At 41.8% G+C, this 22,109-nt stretch carries 19 protein-coding genes and 4 tRNA genes; 5 read left to right on the forward strand and 18 right to left on the reverse strand.

The genetic code is table 11. The features are described 5' to 3' along the window. Positions 1 to 915: 915 nt before the first annotated feature. From HLH14_RS07125 to secA, 8 genes are all read right to left on the reverse strand, one after another. A tRNA-Pro gene (locus HLH14_RS07125) sits at positions 916 to 992 on the reverse strand. A 3-nt stretch (positions 993 to 995) separates the two neighbouring features. Further along, a tRNA-His gene (locus HLH14_RS07130) sits at positions 996 to 1,071 on the reverse strand. A 43-nt stretch (positions 1,072 to 1,114) separates the two neighbouring features. Next, a tRNA-Arg gene (locus HLH14_RS07135) sits at positions 1,115 to 1,191 on the reverse strand. A 45-nt stretch (positions 1,192 to 1,236) separates the two neighbouring features. Then, a tRNA-Pro gene (locus HLH14_RS07140) sits at positions 1,237 to 1,313 on the reverse strand. 150 nt (positions 1,314 to 1,463) lie between these two features. Then, on the reverse strand, positions 1,464 to 2,531 hold the full coding sequence (gene nadA, locus HLH14_RS07145) for a quinolinate synthase NadA (protein ID WP_067722835.1): 1,068 nt from the start codon (positions 2,529 to 2,531) through the stop codon (positions 1,464 to 1,466). 150 nt (positions 2,532 to 2,681) lie between these two features. Then, a complete protein-coding gene (gene argJ / locus HLH14_RS07150) occupies positions 2,682 to 3,902 on the reverse strand; it encodes a bifunctional glutamate N-acetyltransferase/amino-acid acetyltransferase ArgJ (protein WP_067722837.1) in 1,221 nt (406 codons plus the stop codon). A gap of 157 nt (positions 3,903 to 4,059) precedes the next feature. Beyond that, positions 4,060 to 4,410, reverse strand: a complete 351-nt coding sequence (locus HLH14_RS07155; protein ID WP_171532803.1) for a hypothetical protein — start codon at positions 4,408 to 4,410, stop codon at positions 4,060 to 4,062. A gap of 185 nt (positions 4,411 to 4,595) precedes the next feature. Continuing rightward, positions 4,596 to 7,316 carry a preprotein translocase subunit SecA gene (secA, locus tag HLH14_RS07160; protein WP_171532804.1) on the reverse strand — a complete coding sequence of 907 codons (2,721 nt, stop codon included), beginning with the start codon at positions 7,314 to 7,316 and terminating at the stop codon, positions 4,596 to 4,598. 339 nt (positions 7,317 to 7,655) lie between these two features. On the opposite strand from secA, the gene HLH14_RS07165 reads away from it, so the two are divergent. From HLH14_RS07165 to HLH14_RS07175, 3 genes are all read left to right on the forward strand, one after another. Then, a complete protein-coding gene (locus tag HLH14_RS07165; RefSeq protein ID WP_171532805.1) occupies positions 7,656 to 8,291 on the forward strand; it encodes a peroxiredoxin in 636 nt (211 codons plus the stop codon). 337 nt (positions 8,292 to 8,628) lie between these two features. Continuing rightward, on the forward strand, positions 8,629 to 9,444 hold the full coding sequence (locus HLH14_RS07170; RefSeq protein ID WP_171532806.1) for an MBL fold metallo-hydrolase: 816 nt from the start codon (positions 8,629 to 8,631) through the stop codon (positions 9,442 to 9,444). Further along, positions 9,441 to 10,022: a dual specificity protein phosphatase family protein gene (locus HLH14_RS07175; RefSeq protein ID WP_171532807.1), complete on the forward strand. Its 582-nt coding sequence runs from the start codon at positions 9,441 to 9,443 to the stop codon at positions 10,020 to 10,022. The genes HLH14_RS07170 and HLH14_RS07175 overlap by 4 nt, the downstream gene beginning before the upstream one ends. Before the next feature lie 19 nt (positions 10,023 to 10,041). Here the strand turns inward: HLH14_RS07175 and HLH14_RS07180 are convergent, their stop codons facing one another. Genes HLH14_RS07180 through trpA form a run of 4 tightly spaced genes read right to left on the reverse strand, consistent with a single transcriptional unit; the run spans position 10,042 to position 14,031 of the window. Then, on the reverse strand, positions 10,042 to 11,064 hold the full coding sequence (locus tag HLH14_RS07180) for an SPOR domain-containing protein (protein WP_378321007.1): 1,023 nt from the start codon (positions 11,062 to 11,064) through the stop codon (positions 10,042 to 10,044). Beyond that, positions 11,055 to 12,338, reverse strand: a complete 1,284-nt coding sequence (gene folC / locus HLH14_RS07185) for a bifunctional tetrahydrofolate synthase/dihydrofolate synthase (protein ID WP_171532809.1) — start codon at positions 12,336 to 12,338, stop codon at positions 11,055 to 11,057. Before folC ends, HLH14_RS07180 begins: the two co-directional genes overlap by 10 nt. Beyond that, on the reverse strand, positions 12,335 to 13,231 hold the full coding sequence (gene accD, locus HLH14_RS07190) for an acetyl-CoA carboxylase, carboxyltransferase subunit beta (protein ID WP_131271149.1): 897 nt from the start codon (positions 13,229 to 13,231) through the stop codon (positions 12,335 to 12,337). Before accD ends, folC begins: the two co-directional genes overlap by 4 nt. Continuing rightward, positions 13,228 to 14,031 (reverse strand): tryptophan synthase subunit alpha, encoded by an 804-nt coding sequence (trpA, locus tag HLH14_RS07195; RefSeq protein ID WP_171532810.1) that lies wholly within the window; start codon positions 14,029 to 14,031, stop codon positions 13,228 to 13,230. The genes accD and trpA overlap by 4 nt, the downstream gene beginning before the upstream one ends. A 364-nt stretch (positions 14,032 to 14,395) precedes the next feature. On the opposite strand from trpA, the gene HLH14_RS07200 reads away from it, so the two are divergent. Further along, positions 14,396 to 15,727: a Na+/H+ antiporter NhaC family protein gene (locus HLH14_RS07200; protein WP_067722857.1), complete on the forward strand. Its 1,332-nt coding sequence runs from the start codon at positions 14,396 to 14,398 to the stop codon at positions 15,725 to 15,727. 43 nt (positions 15,728 to 15,770) lie between these two features. On the opposite strand, the gene HLH14_RS07205 is transcribed toward HLH14_RS07200, so the two are convergent. Then, the gene (locus tag HLH14_RS07205) at positions 15,771 to 16,808 is read right to left on the reverse strand and encodes an AraC family transcriptional regulator (protein ID WP_067722859.1); all 1,038 of its coding nucleotides are present in this window, start codon (positions 16,806 to 16,808) and stop codon (positions 15,771 to 15,773) included. 134 nt (positions 16,809 to 16,942) lie between these two features. On the opposite strand from HLH14_RS07205, the gene HLH14_RS07210 reads away from it, so the two are divergent. Further along, positions 16,943 to 17,821, forward strand: a complete 879-nt coding sequence (locus tag HLH14_RS07210; protein WP_067722861.1) for a metal-dependent hydrolase — start codon at positions 16,943 to 16,945, stop codon at positions 17,819 to 17,821. Positions 17,822 to 17,893: 72 nt separating this feature from the next. On the opposite strand, the gene HLH14_RS07215 is transcribed toward HLH14_RS07210, so the two are convergent. From HLH14_RS07215 to HLH14_RS07235, 5 genes are all read right to left on the reverse strand, one after another. Next, on the reverse strand, positions 17,894 to 18,886 hold the full coding sequence (locus HLH14_RS07215; RefSeq protein ID WP_171532811.1) for a DUF2804 domain-containing protein: 993 nt from the start codon (positions 18,884 to 18,886) through the stop codon (positions 17,894 to 17,896). Positions 18,887 to 19,059: 173 nt separating this feature from the next. Next, the gene (locus HLH14_RS07220) at positions 19,060 to 19,578 is read right to left on the reverse strand and encodes a DUF1543 domain-containing protein (protein ID WP_067722865.1); all 519 of its coding nucleotides are present in this window, start codon (positions 19,576 to 19,578) and stop codon (positions 19,060 to 19,062) included. 145 nt (positions 19,579 to 19,723) lie between these two features. Then, positions 19,724 to 19,927 (reverse strand): hypothetical protein, encoded by a 204-nt coding sequence (locus tag HLH14_RS07225; RefSeq protein ID WP_067722867.1) that lies wholly within the window; start codon positions 19,925 to 19,927, stop codon positions 19,724 to 19,726. A 170-nt stretch (positions 19,928 to 20,097) separates the two neighbouring features. After that, positions 20,098 to 21,342, reverse strand: coding sequence for a tryptophan synthase subunit beta (trpB, locus tag HLH14_RS07230; RefSeq protein WP_067722869.1), 1,245 nt, complete (start codon positions 21,340 to 21,342; stop codon positions 20,098 to 20,100). After that, positions 21,323 to 21,967: a phosphoribosylanthranilate isomerase gene (locus HLH14_RS07235; protein WP_067722871.1), complete on the reverse strand. Its 645-nt coding sequence runs from the start codon at positions 21,965 to 21,967 to the stop codon at positions 21,323 to 21,325. Before HLH14_RS07235 ends, trpB begins: the two co-directional genes overlap by 20 nt. Positions 21,968 to 22,109: the final 142 nt, after the last annotated feature.

Raw genomic sequence — 22,109 nt, forward strand, 5'->3', positions numbered from 1 at the left:
TTTCGATCGATCAACCGGTAAAAATCCACACAAGTTGTTCTTCATAATCTCTTAATGATCTTCTTGCTACTTCGTCAGCAGCAAGCTAGGTCGGCTATATTACTCTCTATCTCTAGAAAGTCAACAGGTTTTATTGATTATTTTCAAACTTCTTCAAGACTTCCAGATTCAAACTCTTTAGGCTAAATCCTTGTTTCTTAACAAGTTTTAATCAACATCACCGCCGATGGATGTGCATTCTACAGTATTTCAGGCCAGGCGCAACCCCTTTTCCGCTTTATTTTAGAAATAATGCTTCAACTGTTTATTTATTCTACAGAATAAAGGGTTTTTCTTATTTTTAAAGTTAAATTCACAAAGTTTTTCAGTTTAAAACTTACAAATAGGTCAAATAACCCCCATACTATTTTAATTATTTTTACCACCTTCTATTCTCTATATTCTGCATCACTCCCTCTAATTCCTAAACCCCTATTAAATACAATATGTACAGACAATCAAAAACACACAGAACAAAAAAGAGTCGCTGGATTTAAACCAAAACACCTATCAAATAAATCAACACAAAAGAGCAATTTAAATTTTTTGGTTTTATTTTTACTCAAAGCAACTTATTCACATCTTTAATAAGTTCAACCCACCCACCCTCAATTGGTTTTATATTGCCCCATCGGTAGAGCGATCAAATTGCTTCTGATATTTAAACCGAGACCACCAAAGCCCATTCAAACCATGTTGAATGTTGAATGTTGAATGTTGAATGTTGAATGTTGAATGTTGAATGTTGAATGTTGAATGTTGAATGTTGAATGTTGAATGTTGAATGTTGAATGTTGAATGTTGAATGTTATTATTAAATTTTAGGCATAAAAAAACCGCATTTAAGCGGATTATTTATGTCATCTTTTAGAAAGATGGTCGGAGCAGTAGGATTCGAACCTACGACCCCCTGGTCCCAAACCAGGTGCGCTACCAAGCTGCGCCATGCTCCGAATTGGGGTGAATGATGGGGCTCGAACCCACGACAACCGGAATCACAATCCGGGGCTCTACCAACTGAGCTACATCCACCGTTACAACATTTTCAGATTCTAAAATATCAAGCTACCGTAAATGGTGCGCCTGACAGGATTCGAACCTGTGACCATCCGCTTAGAAGGCGGATGCTCTATCCTACTGAGCTACAGGCGCATGACCTATGATATCAAATACCATGAAACCTTCGCCTTGAAGAATTGGTCGGAGCAGTAGGATTCGAACCTACGACCCCCTGGTCCCAAACCAGGTGCGCTACCAAGCTGCGCCATGCTCCGATTCATCTTAGCTTCATACTGCACTTCATGCGGTACGGTGTGCATTCTAGGCGTGACGCTTAGCAACGTCAACACCTATAGTCAAAAAAAATCAAAAAAACGCTTCGAATGTATATTTATCAAGCACTTTAGCTATTTTATATACAATTATTAACGTTTTAAATTGGCACTGAAGTTCAACATGCGATCAAGAGGTAATTTAGCCCGTTCCGCAAGGGCTGGATCAACGTATATTTCTTGATCACCCTTTTGTAAAACCGCTAAAATTCCATCCAATTCATTCATCGCCATCCAAGGACAATGCGCACAAGATCGACAAGTTGCCCCCTCACCTGCTGTTGGAGCTTCAATCAGAATCTTGTTTGGCACAGCTTGTTGCATTTTATAGAAGATGCCACGGTCGGTTGCCACGATTAAACGCTCATTTGGCAGTGTTTGTGCCGCTTTAATCAGTTGCGAGGTACTTCCTACTGCATCTGCAATATCGACCACTGATTCTGGTGACTCTGGATGCACCAAAACGGCCGCATCTGGATAGAGTGCTTTCATATTGGCAATGCCACGTGCACGAAATTCTTCATGCACAATACAAGCGCCATCCCAAAGCAACATGTCTGCACCGGTTTTCTTCTGGATGTAACGACCGAGATGCTGATCTGGCGCCCAGATAATCTTTTCACCCAGACTATCTAAGTGTTCAATAATTTCGACTGCACAACTCGATGTCACTACCCAATCAGCTCTGGCTTTAACTGCTGCAGACGTATTGGCATACACCACAACGGTATGATCAGGATGCGCATCACAGAACGCAGTAAACTCATCGACAGGGCAACCCAAATCCAAAGAACAAGTGGCTTCTAAGGTTGGCATCAACACTGTTTTTTCAGGAGAAAGGATTTTTGCTGTTTCTCCCATGAATTTCACACCAGCAACAACCAAGGTTGAAGCTGGATGGTCACGGCCAAAACGTGCCATTTCCAATGAATCTGAAACACAACCGCCAGATAGTTCAGCTAACTCTTGAACTTCAGGATCGCAATAGTAATGAGCGACAAGGACAGCGTCGCGTTTTTTGAGTTCTGCCAGAATTTGCGTAAACTTTTCCTGTTTGACCTCATCACTCAAATGAATATCTTTAGGCTCACCTAAACGATCTAAATGCGCCTGCACAATCGATTTAGCCTCATTGGCAATTAAATTGGTCGCATCATTCATAAACGTCATCTCTATCCTTAGTGCTCGTTAGATCACAAGCAGTACACTCAATTTACTGATCAGAATGGCATCTTGCTTTTTTGACCAGTCATTAAAAACTTTGCATTATAAAAAAGCCTCACTACGGAGGCTTTTTTCATTCAACTAAACTTAAGAACGGTAATCTGCATTGATCTTGACATAGTCATAAGACAGATCACAGGTATAGACCGTGTCTTTTGCCTGACCTCGCCCTAAATCAACACGAATCGTCATTTCAGCTTGAGACATCACGCGCGCGCCAGCTTCCTCCGTATAGTCCGCTGCCGCACCACCATCTTTGCAGATCTGTACATCATCTAACCAAACCTGGATTTTTTCAACGTCTAAATTTTTAACGCCTGCATAACCAATCGCTGCAAGGATACGTCCCCAGTTTGGATCGGATGCAAAAAATGCAGTTTTCACCAAGGGTGAATGTGCAATGCTATAGGCAATATCGCAACATTCTTGGGTATCTGCACCGCCTTCAACTGCAACCGTAATGAACTTGGTTGCACCCTCACCATCGCGAACAATCAATTGTGCCAAACGTTTCATCACACGGGTTAAAACATCAAGAACCGCAGCATAACGTGCATCATCAGTCGATGTGATTTCTGCACCACCGGCTTGACCTGTCGCCACAAAAATACATGAGTCATTGGTTGAGGTATCGCCATCCACCGTAATACGGTTGAATGAAACGTTTACCGTTGTTTTTAATAGCTGCTGCACTAATTCACGGCTGATCGGTGCATCGGTAGCGACATAGCTCAGCATGGTCGCCATATTCGGGCGAATCATGCCTGCGCCTTTTGAGATACCGGTCATGGTGTAAGTTACACCATCTAGCTCAAATTGTTCAGATGCACCTTTAGGCAAAGTATCTGTGGTCATAATGCCGGTCGCTGCATCTAACCAGGAATCATCGCGTAATGAATCAAGTGCAGGTTGCAAACCATTCATCAAACGCTCAATAGGCAATTGCTCGCCAATCACTCCGGTTGAAAAGGGCAAAATTTCGTTATCTGACACACCAGCAAGTTCAGCCAGTTTCGCGCAAGTCGCTTGTGCATTTGCCATTCCGACTTTGCCGGTACCTGCATTGGCATTGCCGGTATTAATTACTAAATAGCGCGGATTACCTACCTGAAGATGCGCTTTACAGACATGCACAGGTGCAGCACAAAATGCATTTTGAGTAAATACACCAGCAACATTTGAGCCTTCAGCAAATTCAAAAATGACAAGGTCACGTCGGTTCTGATAGCGCACATAAGCTTCAGCTGAACCAATTTTTACACCTTTAACCACATGCATCTGTGGCATTGTTACGTCGCCCACCGCCATTTTTAAACTTCCAAATAAGTTCGTGATAAAAAGACAGCTTAGTAGAAATTGACTAAAAAATCGAGCAGAACACTTTGTTTGATTTATTTTTTATTGGATTGATGTTTCCAGGCACAAAAAAACCAGTCCGCAGACTGGTTTAAAAAACAACATAGCTTTAGTTTGACGCTAATTGAGTCGCTTCTGACAATAATGCCTGTTTGGCTTTTTCTTGACTTGCTGTAGATAAAGCAGGATTTGAAGCCACAATACGATTCGCATTGGCTGCATTGGCTGCAGTCACCGCTGTAGTTTTCAATACCACCGGGCGCTGATTCGGATTAGCAAAAGTATAACGAATACCAGTGCGTGGGCTTGCGACTGTAATGTTACCGTCCTGAGTAACTGCTGGAGCTGTGGTTGCGCCACGAGCAGCTTGTACTTTGTCTACGGTTGTTGTTTGATTTGCAAAAGTCAAAGTAGGAATAGCTAAAGCTGCAATCATCAATGGTTGTAATACTTTTCTCATTGTCTTTCCGCTTTTCATCAGTGTTCGATATGCAACTAAATAGCACTTAATTTGCTTCTCTGCAAACGTATTCACATCTTGAAAAACTAAATAATATATTTAGATGCAATTAAAAAAGCCACTTTAGATAGCCCCTCTCAATGAACAAGAGGAATATTTAAAGTGGCTTTACAGTCTGGGTAAAATTAAATTTTACCGTGACATTGTTTGTATTTTAGACCTGAACCACATGGGCAGGGTGCATTACGGTTTGCAGGTGGAATAATGATTTGTTCATCCACTGGAGTATATTGTGCATCTAGATCTGCAGTCATATCACCGGTTAAACCATCCACTTCAGCATGAGAAAGATTTAAATGCATCGCTTCAGCTTGCGCCTGTTTCTGTGCTTCCATTTCAGCTAATTCTTCAACTGTAGGCACATGCACACGCGAAAGATCGGTAATCACATCCGACTTAATCACTGCAAGCATATTCACGAACAAGTTAAATGCTTCTTTCTTATACTCTTGCTCTGGATTCTTTTGTGCATAACCACGCAAGTGAATGCCTTGACGCAAGTAATCCATCGCCGCCAAATGTTCTTTCCAATGACGGTCCAAAGCGCTCAACATGAAGTGACGTTCCAGCATTGCTGCAGATTCATCCCCCATTTGTTCACGACGATCACGATAGCGGTTCACGATTTCATCAGAAATACGTTCAACCAAAGCTTCTTCATCTAAACGACGGTCTTGTTCCAACCATTGATTCACCGGCAAATCGATACCCAGATCATCACGTAATGCACGTTCTAGACCATCAATATCCCATTGATCATGAATTGATTCAGGTGGAATGTAATTTGCAATCACACCCTTGATCACTTCGTGATGCATTTCTTCGATGTAATCTTGCAAAGTACTTTCAGCAAGCACTTCGTCACGTTGCGAATAAATGATCTTACGTTGTTCGTTATTCACGTCATCGTATTTCAACAAGTTCTTACGAATGTCAAAGTTACGTGCTTCTACTTTACGCTGCGCATTTTCGATTGAACGTGACACCATTTTGTGTTCAATGGCTTCATCTTCTTGCAAGCCCATTGCACGCATCATGCTGACAACACGATCACCAGCGAAAATACGCATCAAGTCATCTTCAAGCGACAAGTAGAAACGTGAAACACCCGGGTCACCTTGACGACCGGCACGACCACGTAACTGGTTATCGATACGACGTGATTCGTGACGTTCTGAACCAATAATATGTAGACCGCCAGAATTAATCACCATTTCATGGTTTTGTTCCCATTCGGCTTTTAAGCGGGCTTCATCTTCAGCGGTATAGTTTTCAATTTTCGCAAGTTTGGCTTTCCAGTTACCGCCCAGCAAAATATCGGTACCACGACCTGCCATATTGGTGGCAATGGTCACCGCATTGGGTGAACCTGCTTGCGCAATAATGTCAGCTTCGCGTTCATGTTGTTTTGCATTCAACACTTCGTGGGCAATACCGGCTTCTTTCAGTTTATCCGAAAGAATTTCACTGGCTTCAATGGTTGCAGTACCAATCAGGATAGGCGCAACACCGGCTTCATGAATATTTTGAATCTCTTGAATAATTGCGTTGTATTTACCATTACGGTTTAAATAAATTAAATCGTTTTGGTCATTACGAATCATTGGACGATGGGTTGGAATCAGCACCACATCCAGACCATAAATTTCTTTCATTTCCGCAGCTTCAGTATCAGCAGTACCTGTCATACCTGAAAGCTTTTTGTATAAACGGAAATAATTCTGGAAAGTGGTTGTTGCAAGGGTTTGGTTTTCAGGCTGGATTTCCAGACCTTCTTTTGCTTCCACTGCTTGGTGCAAGCCGTCTGACCAACGACGACCCGGCATGGTACGACCAGTATTTTCATCGACAATAATCACTTCGCCATCATTGATGATGTACTGAACGTTACGTTGATAAAGATAATGCGCACGAATGGCAGCCGTAACATGATGAACCAAGTTCAAGTTAGCCGATGAATACAAGCTCTCGCCTTCTGCGAGCAAGCCCATTTTAATCAATTCATCTTCGACTGTTTCATAACCAATTTCTGTCATTTCGACAGAACGTTGCTTTTCATCAATCCAGAAGTGACCACCATCGGCTACTTTTTCTTCTTTTTGCGGGGTCAGTTTTGGTGGAATGCTATTGATTGCAGCATACAATTGTGAAGAGTCATCACTTTGACCAGAAATGATCAATGGGGTACGTGCTTCATCGATCAAGATCGAATCAACCTCATCGATAATGGCATAAGTCAAGCCACGCTGTTTTTTCTCAGCCAGCGAAAACACCATGTTGTCACGAAGATAGTCAAAGCCGAATTCGTTGTTGGTACCGTAAGTAATATCGGCACGATAGGCTTCTGCTTTTTCGGTCGGATTTTGCATGGAGTAAATAATACCAATGCTTAAACCCAAGAATTCGAATAATGGACGGTTTAACTCGGCGTCACGTTGTGCCAAATAGTCATTCACGGTGATGACATGCACCCCTTGACCACTAATCGCATTTAGATAACAAGCCAAGGTACCCATTAAGGTTTTACCTTCACCGGTACGCATTTCCGCGATTTTACCTTCATGAAGCGTAATACCACCAATCAGCTGTACATCGTAATGACGCATCCCCATGATTCGTTTTGCCGCTTCACGACAGACAGCAAATGCTTCAGGCAATAATTTATCCAGGCTGTCGCCCTTGTTATATCGTTGTTTGAATTCTTCAGTTTTTGCAGATAAGTCTGCATCGCTTAGTGCAGATATCGTCGGCTCGAGCGCATTAATCTTATCTACGATTTTACGCATGCGTTTGAGTTCGCGCTCATTTTTGGTACCGAAGATGCCTCCGATCAGACTTGCCAACATGAATAGACTCTCTAAATCTTGCTTGTCGAATGAATAAATTTTTTCTCAGTCGTTATTATGGTGCTAGAAATTTGAAGTACAAGGGTTTTGCACAAAAGCAATAAAAAAATTCTGATCACTCGTTCTAGCACGTGACAGCTAAGGGAAATCAATGTAACAAATTTTAAACAGCCAATATAGTCATAAAATCCGTGATTTATACAGATTTTACAAATCAAACCAGCCAGGTATATTCCATTTCCTCATAAAGAAATACAAAAACGCTATTTTCCTTGGAAAAAAAATTGCGCCATATTAGACCTCATCCAAGTTTATAACAAATAATTTGAGGCTATAAAAATGACATTACGTTTAGGCGATACCGCACCGAATTTTGAGCAAGACTCAAGTGAAGGCCCAATTAACTTCTATGACTACCTCGGTGACAGTTGGGGGATTTTATTTTCCCATCCTGCTGATTACACTCCGGTATGTACCACTGAACTTGGCTATACCGCAAAGCTGAAAGATGAGTTTGCAAAACGTGGTGTAAAAGCGATTGCACTGTCTGTTGATGATGTTGAATCGCATAAAGGCTGGATTAACGACATTAACGAAACTCAAAACACTTCGGTAAATTTCCCGATTATTGCTGATAAAGATCGTAAAGTTTCTACTCTTTATGACTTTATTCATCCGAATGCCAGTGAGACCCTGACTGTTCGTTCTTTGGTGATTATTGATCCAAACAAAAAAGTTCGTTTAATTATTACTTACCCTGCATCTACGGGTCGTAACTTCAATGAAATTTTACGCGTTGTAGACTCGCTACAACTGACGGACAACCATAAAGTTGCTACGCCTGCCAACTGGCAACAAGGTGAAGATGTGGTGATTGTGCCTTCATTGAAAGATGAAGCTGAAATTGCACAGCGTTTCCCTAAAGGCTATACAGCGGTTAAACCTTACCTACGTTTAACCCCACAACCTGAGTAAAACTAAAAGCACTGCTTTTTAGTTTTTCGCAAGGCAAACGAAGTGCGTAGTAAAGGATGAGTGGAGCAGTGCTCCACTCTGAGAAACATATTCCACAAGAAGATGAAAAATAATGCTTCAAGTGTCAGGGAATAAGCGAGTGATGCTCGCTCCAAACGCAATATGAACAACAATGCTGCAAATCAGGACTAAAATGACGAGCCAGTCCTGATCTTCCTGAAAGCCTGTCTGATGACAGGCTTTTTTATTCTGCTAAACAATTGAATTACAAAATCAAGTTGGTGTTTATTTCACAGCCAGTTTATAAATACGCCTAATCATCTTAAGAATAAATATTGTGATTTATAATATTCATCATTTGCACTGCGGCACCATGTGCCCTGTTTGCGGCCCTCTGTTTGGGCAAAAAGGCTTGCATGCCAAAGTGGTTTGTCATTGCCTACTGCTTGAAACCGATCAAGGACTAGTTTTGGTAGATACCGGTTTAGGGATACAGGATTATCTGCATACCAAAGCCCGCTTAGGCAATCTCGTTTCACGACTGGGTCGGATAGAAAACAATTTAGAACTGACTGCCATTGCACAAATCCAGCGCCTAGGCTTTAGCCCTCAAGATGTCAGGCATATTCTGGTTTCACATCTGGATTTTGATCATGCTGGTGGTATTTCAGATTTTCCGCATGCCACCGTACATGTGCTTTCCAGCGAATATAATGCAACGCAAAATTTATTCTCACTGAAAAATAAAGCACGCTATAAAACCCAACAATTTAAACAGCATCGTTATTGGAACTTCATCGAACCAGAGCAAGGTGAAGCCTGGTTTAACCTGCATCAAGTGCAAGGCTTTAATTTATTTCAAGATGAAATTTTATTGATTCCGCTCTTGGGTCATAGCAAGGGGCATTGCGGGATTGCCATTAAGCAAAATGATGGTTGGCTGTTCTTCTGTGGCGATGCTTACTATTCACATCTACAGCTTGACCCTAAAAACAAACTCCGAACTTTGGATAAACTGGAACGTGTCTTTGCCGAAAATCATTCAATGCGTTTAGACAACTTGCACAAAATTCAACAGTTGGCACAGGCGGAAAAAAATATTGAAATCATCTGTGCGCATGATCCTATTGAATTGGAACGTTATCAAGCATGATTAAAAGAACCGCTCTTGCCCTTTTACTGAGTAGCTCAAGTTTGGTGGGATGCATAACCGCCCCCACAATTTCATCGCAACAGCGTCCTCAATACTGGGGAACCATGCTGAATCAAAAAGATAATTTTTATCAAATTAGTGAACATGTGTTTCGTAGCGAGCAACCCACAGCTGAACTAATTCCACAATTAAAAACACATGATATTGATGTGGTCATTAATCTAAGATCACGAAATAAGGATCTGGCTGTCCTGCCCTCCACAGATTTTAAATTGGTTCATATACCCATTCACACCTGGGCCATGTCCCGTGAAGATTTATTGCAGATCATGCGACAGATTCAACAAGCCAAAGCACTCAATCAAAAGGTCCTGATTCATTGTTATCATGGTTCAGACCGAACTGGTGCAAGTATAGCCATGTATCGAATTATTTTTGAAAACTGGAAAATTGAAGATGCACTCAGTGAAATGAAACATGGTGGTTACGGTTTTCATCCAGTATGGATTCATATTGAAAAAATATTCAGCCCTAAAAATGTAAAATGGATTCAACAGCAGCTGTCGAATCCATTTTAATTTTTGGCTTAAGCCCGATTTAGCGCTTGTCTAAAGGCACCCATTCAATCACCCACGCAGACTTCATTCCCAAGCTCTCATCATTGTTGATTTTCTTGCGCGCAGCATCTGCAGCATCTCTATTTTTCGATGGTCCAACCATAATTCGAACACCTTTCGATGTTGGACTCTTGGTGACCTTGTAGCCTTTGGCACGCAACTTAGATGCAACTGCATCTGCATTGGCTTCATTGGCTGCCAATGCCACTTGCACCATCCACTGTTTATCTCCATTTTCCAACAGATCACGTGCTTTTTCAGCCTCAGCTTTTTTAGCAGCTTCAGCTTTTTTCTTTTCCGCTAAAGCTTTCTGTTCAGCCTCTGCTTTCTTTTCTGCTTCATGCTTTTCGGCCGCTTTACGTTTTACTTCGGCATCATGTTTGGCTTTATCGTCAGCTGCTTTTTTCTCTACTGCTTTCTTTTCAGCCGCTTTCATATCCGCTAATTTTTTATCAGCTTCTGCTTTACGTTTATCTTCAACTGTTTTTTTATCAGCATCAGTTCGCTGTTGTTGAGCTTTCTGCTGATCTAACTTTTTTTGTGCAAGCAGCTTTTCATCCGCTAAACGCTTTTGTTTCACTTTTTCATCTTCCACCAGTTCAGGTGGAATATTATCCGAACTTTGCTGTGCACCGCTACGATGAGCATTTAAAGCCGCATATTCTTCTGCCGCTTTACGTGCAGCATCTGCTTCAGCCTGTTGCTGCATCACTAAAAATTCAGCGGCACGTGCTTCTTGTTCTGCAACTGCTTTTTCACGCCCACGACGTTGCTCTTCAAGTAAACGCTTTTCGGTTTCAACATCGACTGTTAAAGCCTGCAGCTGAACCATTTCGCCTTCTGGAGCCGGCTTTTGCTGCGTGACTTGAGCGGCAAGCTCGGGGGTTTTAAGTTCGTTTTGATATATTTCTTCTTTGCCTTTCAGGAGCAATGCTGCCAATAAAACACCACCACCTAATAAAACAACGCCACCCATCCAGCGTTGTTTGCTATTCATTGACATTCTTCCAAATACTCCCACACCGCTTCTAAGGTATGAAATGAACCACATACCAAGATCAGCTGATTATTTTTAGTTTCATTCAGCGCTGATTTAAAAGCCAATTGAACACTTTCGAAGTGTTGTACTGTTTCACCTTGTAACGCTTCATCGAGCTGTTCAATTACAGCTGCTCGCGGAACCGTTAATGGCGCAATTTTCCATGTTAAAACAATATCTTTCAACAACTCTGCGACGGAATTAATATCTTTATCCGCCAACATGGAAAATACAGTGATCACTTCTGTGTACTGTTTATTGTATTCCAGGAATTTTCGCAACTGATTTAACAAAAATTCTACGCCATGGGGATTATGTCCGGCATCAAAGATTACCGTTTTGCCCTGAATCTGGCGAATTTCAAAGCGACCTGGCAATTTTGCATTTTGAATGCCTTGCGCAATTGCTTGTTGAGTCACCGTTAAGCCACTCACTAAAATTGCAGCAACCGCCGTGGAAATATTTTCCAGTGCCAAAGAACCTTTCGGTAATTTTAAAGTTGTACCTGAAGATGCAAACATCCACGCCTGACCATCGTCAGTATATTGATAGAAGTAATCACGATCAGCCGCATATAAGGTCGCCTTGCATTCATCGACTTTATTTTGAATGGCTTGTGGAAGTTGCTGTAAACCACCGAAGATCACAGGAATATCCGGACGAATAATCCCGGCTTTTTCAAAGGCAATTTTCTCAATCGTGTCGCCCAGCCAATCGGTATGGTCTAAACCAATATTGGTAATCACGGCAACATCTGGCTCAATCACATTAACCACATCTAAGCGACCACCAAGACCGACTTCCAGCACCCAGACATCACATTGCTTGGTTTTAAAAATAACAAAGGCTGCCAGTGTGGTGGCTTCAAAGAAAGAAAGCGTTAAATCACAATCACGGCGGGCTTGATCCACTTGCACAAACGCATCCACCAAAGTCTGGTCATCCACTTCAATGCCGGACAATTTCACCCGTTCATTAAAACGGTAAATATGCGGTGATTGATACAATCCGACTTTATAGCCCTGCGCATTTAAAATGGCAGCTAAAGTGGTTGTGGTTGAGCCTTTACCATTGGTTCCCGCTACGGTCAGAACTTTTGCCTGTGGACGTGTCACACCCAGCTTTTCAGCCACTGGAATGACACGTTCCAGACCTAAATCAATCCCCGTAACGTGAACATGGCTCCAATAATCGAGCCATGTGTTTAAAGAGTCTGTTGCAAGTGGTGCTGTGTTCAAGGCAAATTCATCAGTTTCGCGACAATACGATATACAGTATCACGTAATGCGTGACGATGAACAATTTGATCGATTACACCATGATCAAGCAAATATTCTGCACGCTGGAACGGTTCTTCCAGTTTTTCACGTACGGTTTGCTCAATTACACGTTTACCCGCAAAACCAATCATGGCTTTAGGTTCAGCGATATGCACATCACCTAACATTGCAAGTGAAGCTGTTACACCACCGTAGACGGGATGGGTCAATACCACCAAATACGGCAAACCTGCATCTTTCATGCGTTGAATGGCTGCTGAAGTACGTGCCATTTGCATAAGCGACAACATACCTTCCTGCATACGTGCACCACCAGATGCCGCGAAGCAAACTAAAGGTTGTTTCTCTTTAATTGCACGTTCAGCCGCTTGCACAAAACGGTCACCGACCACAGTACCCATTGAACCGCCCATAAAGTCGAATTCAAATGCACATGCGATTAAAGGAATGCCTTTCAGTAAACCTTGCATCACCACTAATGCTTCAGTTTCACCGGTTTTCTTTTGCGCTTCAGACATACGGTCTGGATATGCCTTGCTGTCCACAAATTTCAGTGGATCTTTCGCAACAAATTCCTGACCCAGTTCATTTTGAACTTGATCGAAGAACCAGTTTAAACGGTCGCGTGCTTTCATACGCAAATGTTCGTCGCACTGCGGACAAACATAGGCATTAAATGACATCGCTGTACGTGTAACCAGTGCGTGACATTCAGGACACTCAATGGTTGGCTCTGTAAAGGTTGCTTTGAGTGCGGTTTGCTCATCGGGTGTGTGAATACCCGGAACATGACGTTCCGTCCACGGCGTCGCTGGGCTAAGAATTTGGCCTATTTTCACTTCTTGATTCATACTAACTCATCGAGCGCGGCTCGAAGCTCCTTGACTTTATTAACCGTTTCAACAACAGCTTGTTCTGGCGCCAGGTTCGCAAATTGTTTGACAAAAGCACTGCCCACAATGACCGCATCAGCAGCTACACCCATTGCTTTCGCAGAGGCAGCATCGCTAATACCAAAACCCACACCAACAGGAATATCAGTCACAGCTTTAATTTTCTGGATACGCGCCGCAGCTTCAGACACATCTAAAGTTGCTGCACCGGTTACCCCTTTCAAGGACACATAGTAGATAAAGCCACTGGCTTGTTTCGCCACATACTCAATACGTTGATCAGTAGAGGTCGGCGCAAGCAGGAAAATTTGATCCATGTCGAATTTTTTCAACACTTCATCTAAATCTTTTGCTTCTTCAGGCGGTAAATCCACCAGAAGTACACCATCTACACCGCATTCATTCGCATACGATACAAACTTTTCATAACCAATCACTTCAACCGGGTTTAAATAACCCATCAAAACCACTGGCGTTTCTGTATCTTTCTGGCGGAACTCTTTCACCATGTTCAAAGCATCCAGGGTATTTGTTCCACCTGCCAATGCACGTTCTGCTGCAAGGGCAATTACTGGACCATCTGCCATAGGGTCTGAAAATGGAAGACCAAGTTCAATCACATCTACACCTGCCTCAACCATTTGATGTAACAATGGAACGGTTACTTCTGGATGAGGATCACCAGCCATCACATAAGAAACTAGCGCTTTACGCTGCTGAGATTTAAGCTGTCCAAAACGAGTGGCTAAACGTGACATAAGGCTATGCTTTCCTTGAATTATTTAAAAACTGAGGAGTTGGCTTTGTAGAAATACAAGACAACGCATTGTAACGCTATTTTTTACTCATTGAATAGAGTGCAAACATTTCACGCTACATTAGACTGACAATCTCATTTTTTCAGAACAATCCGAGAACCCCATTTACTGATATTTACGATTTTTTCTCAATGATCAAAGATGCCTAATTTTGCTATTTTAAAAAATATCCAACATTAAGATAAACTTATTTTTATTAGTAAAAAAATGATAAAAATAATTGGGTTAGCTTTTACATTTAATGTTTTATCTAATAGCAAAACCTGCTCTATACTACGCACGATTTTCCTTTTTCTTATTTTATATGACTCCCGAATCCCAAGGTGAAGTGCACGCTCGCGCGCTGGCATTGCTACCTCTTATTGTATTTTTAGCCATTTTTTTAGGCAGTGGTATCTATCATTCCATCATTGGTACTGAGTTAGCTTTTTATCAGGTTAAAGCACCTGTGGCGGCTTTGCCTGCCATTATTCTTGCCGTGCTGATTTACCGTGGAAAATTAAATACAGCCATTGATGAGTTTTTAAAAGGCGCCAGTCATCCCAATTTAATTCTAATGTTTATGGTGTTTATGCTCGCAGGCGCATTCGCCAGTACCACCAGTGCTATTGGCAGTGTCGATGCAACCGTGCAATTGGGCCTCTCGATTATCCCGCCGTCCTTTGTCCTTCCGATGCTATTTATTATTTCGGCATTTATCGCAACAGCGATGGGGACCTCAATGGGCACCATTGCTGCCTGTGCGCCGATTGCCTTTGGTTTCTCCCAAGTCACCAATATTGAAGCCGTCTATGCCATCGGTGCGGTGGTTGGCGGTGCCATGTTTGGTGATAACCTGTCGATGATTTCAGACACCACCATTGCCGCAACCAGCAGTCAGAAAGTTCAGCTACGCGATAAATTCAAAGTCAATGTCTGGATTGCCGTTCCTGCCGCGATCCTCAGTATTTTGATTTATGCATTTGTCAGCCATGATTCACAAACCATTGCATACAAAACTTATGACCTATGGCTGATTTTGCCTTATGTAGCGGTGTTCTTTCTGGCTTTCTCACGCTTGCATGTACTGGCAGTTTTAACCCTAGGCGTTGTACTTTCTGGTCTGATTGGGATTATGGTCAGCCCTGATTTTGGCGTCTTAAAACTCAATAATGCCATCTATGATGGTTTTGTAGGGATGTTTGAGGTTGCGCTACTTTCGATGTTCTTGGGTGGCTTATCTGCCATTATGCAAAAAGAAGGTGGACTACAATGGCTCATCCAACGTATTTACAGTATTACCCGTTTATTTAAAGTGGGACGTCAACGTGCTGGTGAATTAGGCGTGAGTTTTCTGGTGATATTCGCGAATTTGTTCGTTGCCAACAATACCGTTGCGATTATTTTGTCTGGTGACATGGCGCGTGAAGTGGCCAAAGAATATGGCGTAGAACCGAAACGTGCTGCAGCCTTGCTGGATATTTTTTCCTGTGTCGTTCAGGGTATTATTCCCTACGGCGCTCAATTACTGCTTGCCTGCTCTATTGCGAAAATGTCCCCGGTAGAACTGATCGGTAACATTTACTATTGCTGGGTATTGGCAATCGTAGCGATATTGGCCATTGCATTTCGTTTCCCTCGATTCAATCCCGCTTAATTTTAATATCCATGTCAAAAGCGACCCAAATGGGTCGCTTTTTTTATGACTCAGGTGGAGCTTTTAACTGTTGTTTCCGGTGCAATAAGGTCTGACCAGCAAAAGCCTTATAAGCACGAGCCAAAGCAGATTGATCTGAATAGCCCAATTGCATGGCAATATCAGTCAATTGCATATCCTGCTGCAACAATTGTTCACAGCGTTTCATTCGCTCAGTCTCAACAATCTTTTTAAAAGATGAATTCAGGTCATTCAATTGCCGCTGCAATGTCCGTGCAGAGACATGCAATTCATTGGCAATCTGCTCAATTTTGGGCACGCTATTTTGCACGCGTAAATATTCAGCCACCCTCATATGAATGTGCTGATCTAAACTTTCATAACTGGGCTTGGAAGCAATCGCTTCTTCGGCTTGGCGCAGTAAAAGCTGCATTAAAGAAGGGTCAGCCAGTTCCGATTTTAAATCCAGACTGTCAGAACTAATCACAAAAGAATATTGGACATGACCAAAGCTGACTTCACAGCCAAAAAACTTTTCATAATGATAACGCGCCATCTGCGGTGCATGCGCAAACTGCATACTCAGCAATTGCAACGATGCTGGAAAAATTTGCTTGGCCAAATGTGCCATACATGCTGAAGTTAGCTCATTAATCATCGCATATCGTGCATCATGTAGCGGCCAAGAGAGATAAATCTCTTTATCCTGATGCAGCATTTGCATAGGAATGACTGCTGCGCCATCAATCACCAACCGGCTAAAGCGAATAATATTTTGCAAAGCTTCAGCCACGCTATTACTACGTGAGGCCATATAACCCAACACACCAAAATGCTCGGGTCGTATATAACGTGCCATTTCAAAAACCAGTTGCGGGCAATTGAGATGTTGCTGGGTACGCTGGATAATCTCTAAGAAAAATGTATACGGTGATTGGGTATCAATCGGCAAGTTTAAGACATGACCTAATTGCGCATGGTAATCTTGCAGAAAATCAAGTTGCAATCCATCCAGCCCCCGATCTGACAAAAACATTTGCCACAGTTGAAAGTAGCCATTGGGTATCTGCAGTTCTTGCACAATGCATCCTTGTTTTTTGACATTTTAAATTTTCATTCTGTCGTAAAATGTATAAAAAATGGCAAGTACTGTCAAAACAAAACTGAAAAAGTCCGACATACTGCAATTATCCAAGGCGATTTAAGTAAAATAAAATGAATGCTATTGCCCAATATCAAGTCGAGCCTGTGGTTCGCAGTAATCTTGATTTCAAACTGAATGAAGTGCCGCGTTTTTGGTTCGGTGGTGATCCCTTTATCACCCGGATGTTTGATGCGCTCAGCCTGACTTTTCCGGATGGTGAACGCTATTTTATTCAGTCGGTACGTTTGTTCCGCGACCAGATTACCGATCCAGACTTAAAACGGCGTGTGGCTGATTTTATTCGTCAGGAAGCGCAGCACGGTATAGCACATGACAAAATGAATCAGGTCATGAAAGAGCAAGGCATGCCGGTCGATCAATTTATTCAGCGTTTAAATAAAATTTTTAAATTCGAACTGGAAAAACGCTCCCCTCAATACAATATTGCCATGACGGCTGCCGCTGAACATTTAACAGCGCTGATGGCAGAAACTTTCTATGGTCATAAAGATACATTGCGAGATGCACATCCTTATGTCCGTGCCCTGCTAGCATGGCATGCAATTGAAGAAATGGAACACCGTGATGTGACATTTGACGTGATGAAACAGGTTGGCAATGTGCCTGAAAGCACACGCAAATTTGTACTGGCATGGACAACAGTATTAATGTTTGGCTTTACCATTTACCGCGCTAATGTGATGTTAAAGTATGATGGCTTCACACCCGTACAACGCCTGCAAATGAATATTCGCGGCCTACCGTGGTTCTTTGGTAAAAACGGCATGCTCACTAAAATGAGCAAGCAATATCGCGACTGGTTTAACAAAGACTTCCATCCTAGCCAGCATCCAGTAATTGCCCAATATGATGTCTGGGTAAAAACCCTAGAAGAAACAGGTGATCCAATCCAAGCCGGAGAAGCTTTTTGGCAAGCAGCTAAAGACTAATAATATTTATTGTATTTATCACTCACCTAGTCTGTATAAATACGGACTGGGTTTTTATTATTTTGCAATGCATCACCACTTGGCATAATGCTGTTCTAACAAGCCATATTCATTTAACAAGATAATTTCCTGATCACCTTGCTGAATGGTGCCGCTAATTTTGGCTTGCCATTGACTGAACTGGCTACCGACCAATCTTAAATTCAGATTTTCATAACGTCGCCAACCCGTCTTCACATCTAAATTGAGTTTTTCATCCAGTGAACGAATAGTCCAATGATCATCCCCCTGATGCTGAAATAAAATATCGCTTAACGGATACAAAACCCCATTAATCCACAAGCAGTTTTCATTGCCAAAACTTTCATTCACACCTGATGCCAAATTCAATCCGATACGATTATTTTGCGAATCCCAAAAATTACACGACAACCAAAACCAAGCTGTTTCAGGCCGTAAAAAACCACAGGTATCATCGAGTGAAGCAAAGGTTTTTTCATGAAACTGTATGGTTGCCCCCTGCTTATTAATAAAGAAACCTTCACAGCCCAAAGTCGTGAGCTTTTGGGTGTAGGTCCAACCATTAATCCCCGTCGGGCTACACATACTGAGTGGATCTGTACCTGCGCAAAAGATTCGCGCACTCAGCTTAATTTCACCATGTTTAGTCACATGAATATAACGCACGCCATTGGCATGTTGAATATCAATTTGAAAAGGTGACTTGGAGAAAAAACTCTGGTTATAAAGTGGCTGCTCATCAACAACGGTATGCCGCGACAAAAAGTTAATTGCATTCCACTCTAAAACTTCAGAACGCTGATGATTATAGATATAGAAAAAACCATGCCCTGCCCATGCAATATCAGCAATGGCCAGACCAATGGTGTAATGTTCATGTTGAATGCAGCAAAATTTAAATTTTTTGTATTTTAATCGCTTACGCCAACCTGTTAAGACCTCCCCATAAGGCGTCTTATATTGGTATTTATTTAAATAGATGGTCTTTGGGAGAGTACTAAAACGTCCATAATGCGGTTGTCCATTTGATTGAATCAAATCCATTTATCAAATTCCATCTAGCTAAGAGATCACAAATCCTTAATCTTATTATGCCCATATAAATTTAACTTAAAAGTATCAAAAAGCATCTTTTCATCGAAAATATACAAAAATATATATTATTTAATTTGGTTTGATATCCAATAAAGATAAGTTATTAATCAAATAGATATAAATCAACTCTCAGATAACATTAAATAGGTATTTTCCCAGTTATTTCCGCTGAATTCACCTTCCACCAATTGTACATAACGACCATGCACTTGATCGATCGCAATACAATCATCTACATCTAACACACGGTCTGTATGCTGTTTTTGCCAATGCTGTGCAAAGTAAGCTTTACCCCGTTGTTTTGCCAGCATGGCATTTTGTGCCACCACTAAAATATAACGATGCAATTCACCAAACTCACGAGCATCATAACCACCCAAATTAATTAAAAAGAGCTTTTGTTCAGATGAGTTTGGCTGTGCATTACTGAATTGAATTTGATATTTTTGCCCCTCGAATTCTACGCCATTCATTTGTGCCCAAGCATCAATGTGTAAGCCTTTTTGCTCACCAAACCATGCATTTTTCAGTTGAGGATAGACTTCTTCAAGAGAATCACCGACTGCCAGTACGACATCATGAACTTCTGTATTGGCACGTGCATGACGACCACCGAGCATGACGATAAAAAGACTGGGCATGGTTTTACTCCTTAGAACTCAGGAAAATGAATAGCTTTTAATAACTTACAACTTGTAGTCACAATATGATACGTGTTGACGACAGGGATGTCGCCCGTAAGACTGAGGTATATGGATATACCTTCAGTCTTACAAAAGATTTTTGTTACTTTTGATCTTTCAAAAGTAAATTAGAGCTAATACTAATAGATGAAAAGTTGATTTCAATTTCACTCAGAGTATTGACTGTTTTTATAAAGGATATTTCCTCCTTTTTTATATACTTCCTTACTTTTGTTTTGGCAAAAGTAACAAAACCATCTTGTTGAGCAGACATTACATCCATGTAATGCTGCTCAACTGGCGACATCCATATCGCCTTCCCGAACTGTAAATTAAGGCAATTGTCCTAAATTTAATACTGATTTAAATAATAAAAAATCGTGCTGAATTGCTTCAACACGATTTTTTATTATCCTCCCACCCCTCCTAAAAGTAAAAGGAGGACTTTCACTCTCTATAAAAGAGTGATGGATTCATTTACATCTCAACCATTTCGACACCATCAATACGTGCCACAGTCATTAAATCTTTATCACCACGACCCGAAACTGTCGCAATAATAATTTGATCTTTAGACATCGTTGGCGCAAGTTTAGTCACATAGGCCATCGCATGTGAACTTTCAAGCGCAGGAATAATGCCTTCAATCTGGGTTAAATCACGGAAACCTTGAAGCGCTTCTTGGTCATTTATGGGCACATATTCAACACGGTGCATATCTTTCAAGAAACTGTGTTCAGGACCCACACCTGGATAATCCAGACCAGCTGAAATTGAATGCGTTTCAATGATCTGACCTTGATCATCTGACATCAAGTAAGTGCGGTTACCATGCAATACACCAACATGACCCGCATTTAACGGTGCAGAATGTTTACCCGTTTCAATGCCATAACCTGCTGCTTCAACGCCGTACATTTTCACGTCTTGATCATTCAGGAATGGATAGAACAAGCCCATTGCATTTGAACCACCACCGACACATGCAACCAATGCATCAGGTAATCGACCTGCTTGCTCTTGAATTTGACGGCGCGCTTCACGACCAATAATCGACTGGAAATCACGAACCAATTGCGGATATGGATGTGGACCTGCCACCGTACCAATCACGTAATAAGTTGAATCGACATTAGTAACCCAGTCACGCATCGCTTCATTCATGGCATCTTTTAATGTTTTTGAACCGCTTTGCACAGGCACAACGGTTGCGCCTAACAAACGCATACGATACACATTCATGGCTTGACGTTTTACGTCGTCTGCACCCATGAATACCACACATTCAAGTCCTAAACGTGCAGCGATAGTTGCTGTTGCAACACCGTGCTGACCTGCACCTGTTTCGGCAATAATCCGTTTTTTACCTGAAAGTTTTGCAAGTAGGGCCTGACCAATGGTGTTATTAATTTTATGCGAACCGGTATGATTCAGGTCTTCACGTTTTAGGTAAATTTGTGCACCACCTAACTCTTTCGACCATCGTTCAGCATGATAAAGTGGACTAGGACGACCTACATAGTAGGCTAGATCACGGTCGAATTCTGCCAAAAACTGTGCATCATTTTTCATACGGAAATAGAGCTTTTCTAAATCCTCTAATGCTGCCATCAGTGTTTCTGACACAAAACGTCCGCCATGGATACCGAAATGCCCACGCTCATCGGGGAATTGGGTATAGTCAGTCACCTGATCTTTCTGATTAACAGTTTGCTGATCCACGTTGGACTCCTTGCATAAAGTGTTCAATGAGTTGTTGGTCTTTTATACCTTTTGCGGACTCTACGCCTCCGCTGACATCTACTGCATAAGCCCTAGTCGTCTTTATAGCGTCTTCAATATTTTCAGGTTTTAAACCACCTGCCAAAATTAAAGGAATATCAAGTTTCGGGAACTGCGACCAGTCAAACTGGTGCCCTGTTCCACCTTTAAGCTCAGGATGCCAAGCATCCAATAATACTGCGCTTGCACCTGCTTGTTGGTAGTTTTTTATGGTTTTTATGACATCTAGCTCAGGTTTAACCTGAATGGCTTTATACCAACGGCGTTTGGTGTGTGCTGCAATCTGCTGACATTGCTCTGAAGTTTCATCACCATGAAACTGCAAGATATCCAAAGGTACTTCTTCTAGAACCTGAGTGATTTCGTCAGCTGTTGCATTCACGAACAACCCCACGATTTGTACATAAGCAGGGACATGCTTTGCCAATTCTTTCGCTTGTTCGAGGGTTACACTTCTTGGACTGGGTCCGTAGAATACAAAGCCAATTGCATCAGCACCTGCATTCACAGCAGAATGTATATCTTCTATTCGTGTTATTCCGCAAATTTTGGCACGGGTTCGCATACACTTCGCTCTAATTCTTTGGCTTAAACTTTGCCCGACTTATAGTCAGTCTATAAATATTGGGGCAAATCATTGTAATGCAATTTTGCTGAGTTGCGTGCAAATTCAACAGGCTTTCCACAGAAACCTTATAAAACAAAAA

Source organism: Acinetobacter terrae (assembly GCF_013004375.1).
GTDB lineage: Bacteria > Pseudomonadota > Gammaproteobacteria > Pseudomonadales > Moraxellaceae > Acinetobacter > Acinetobacter terrae.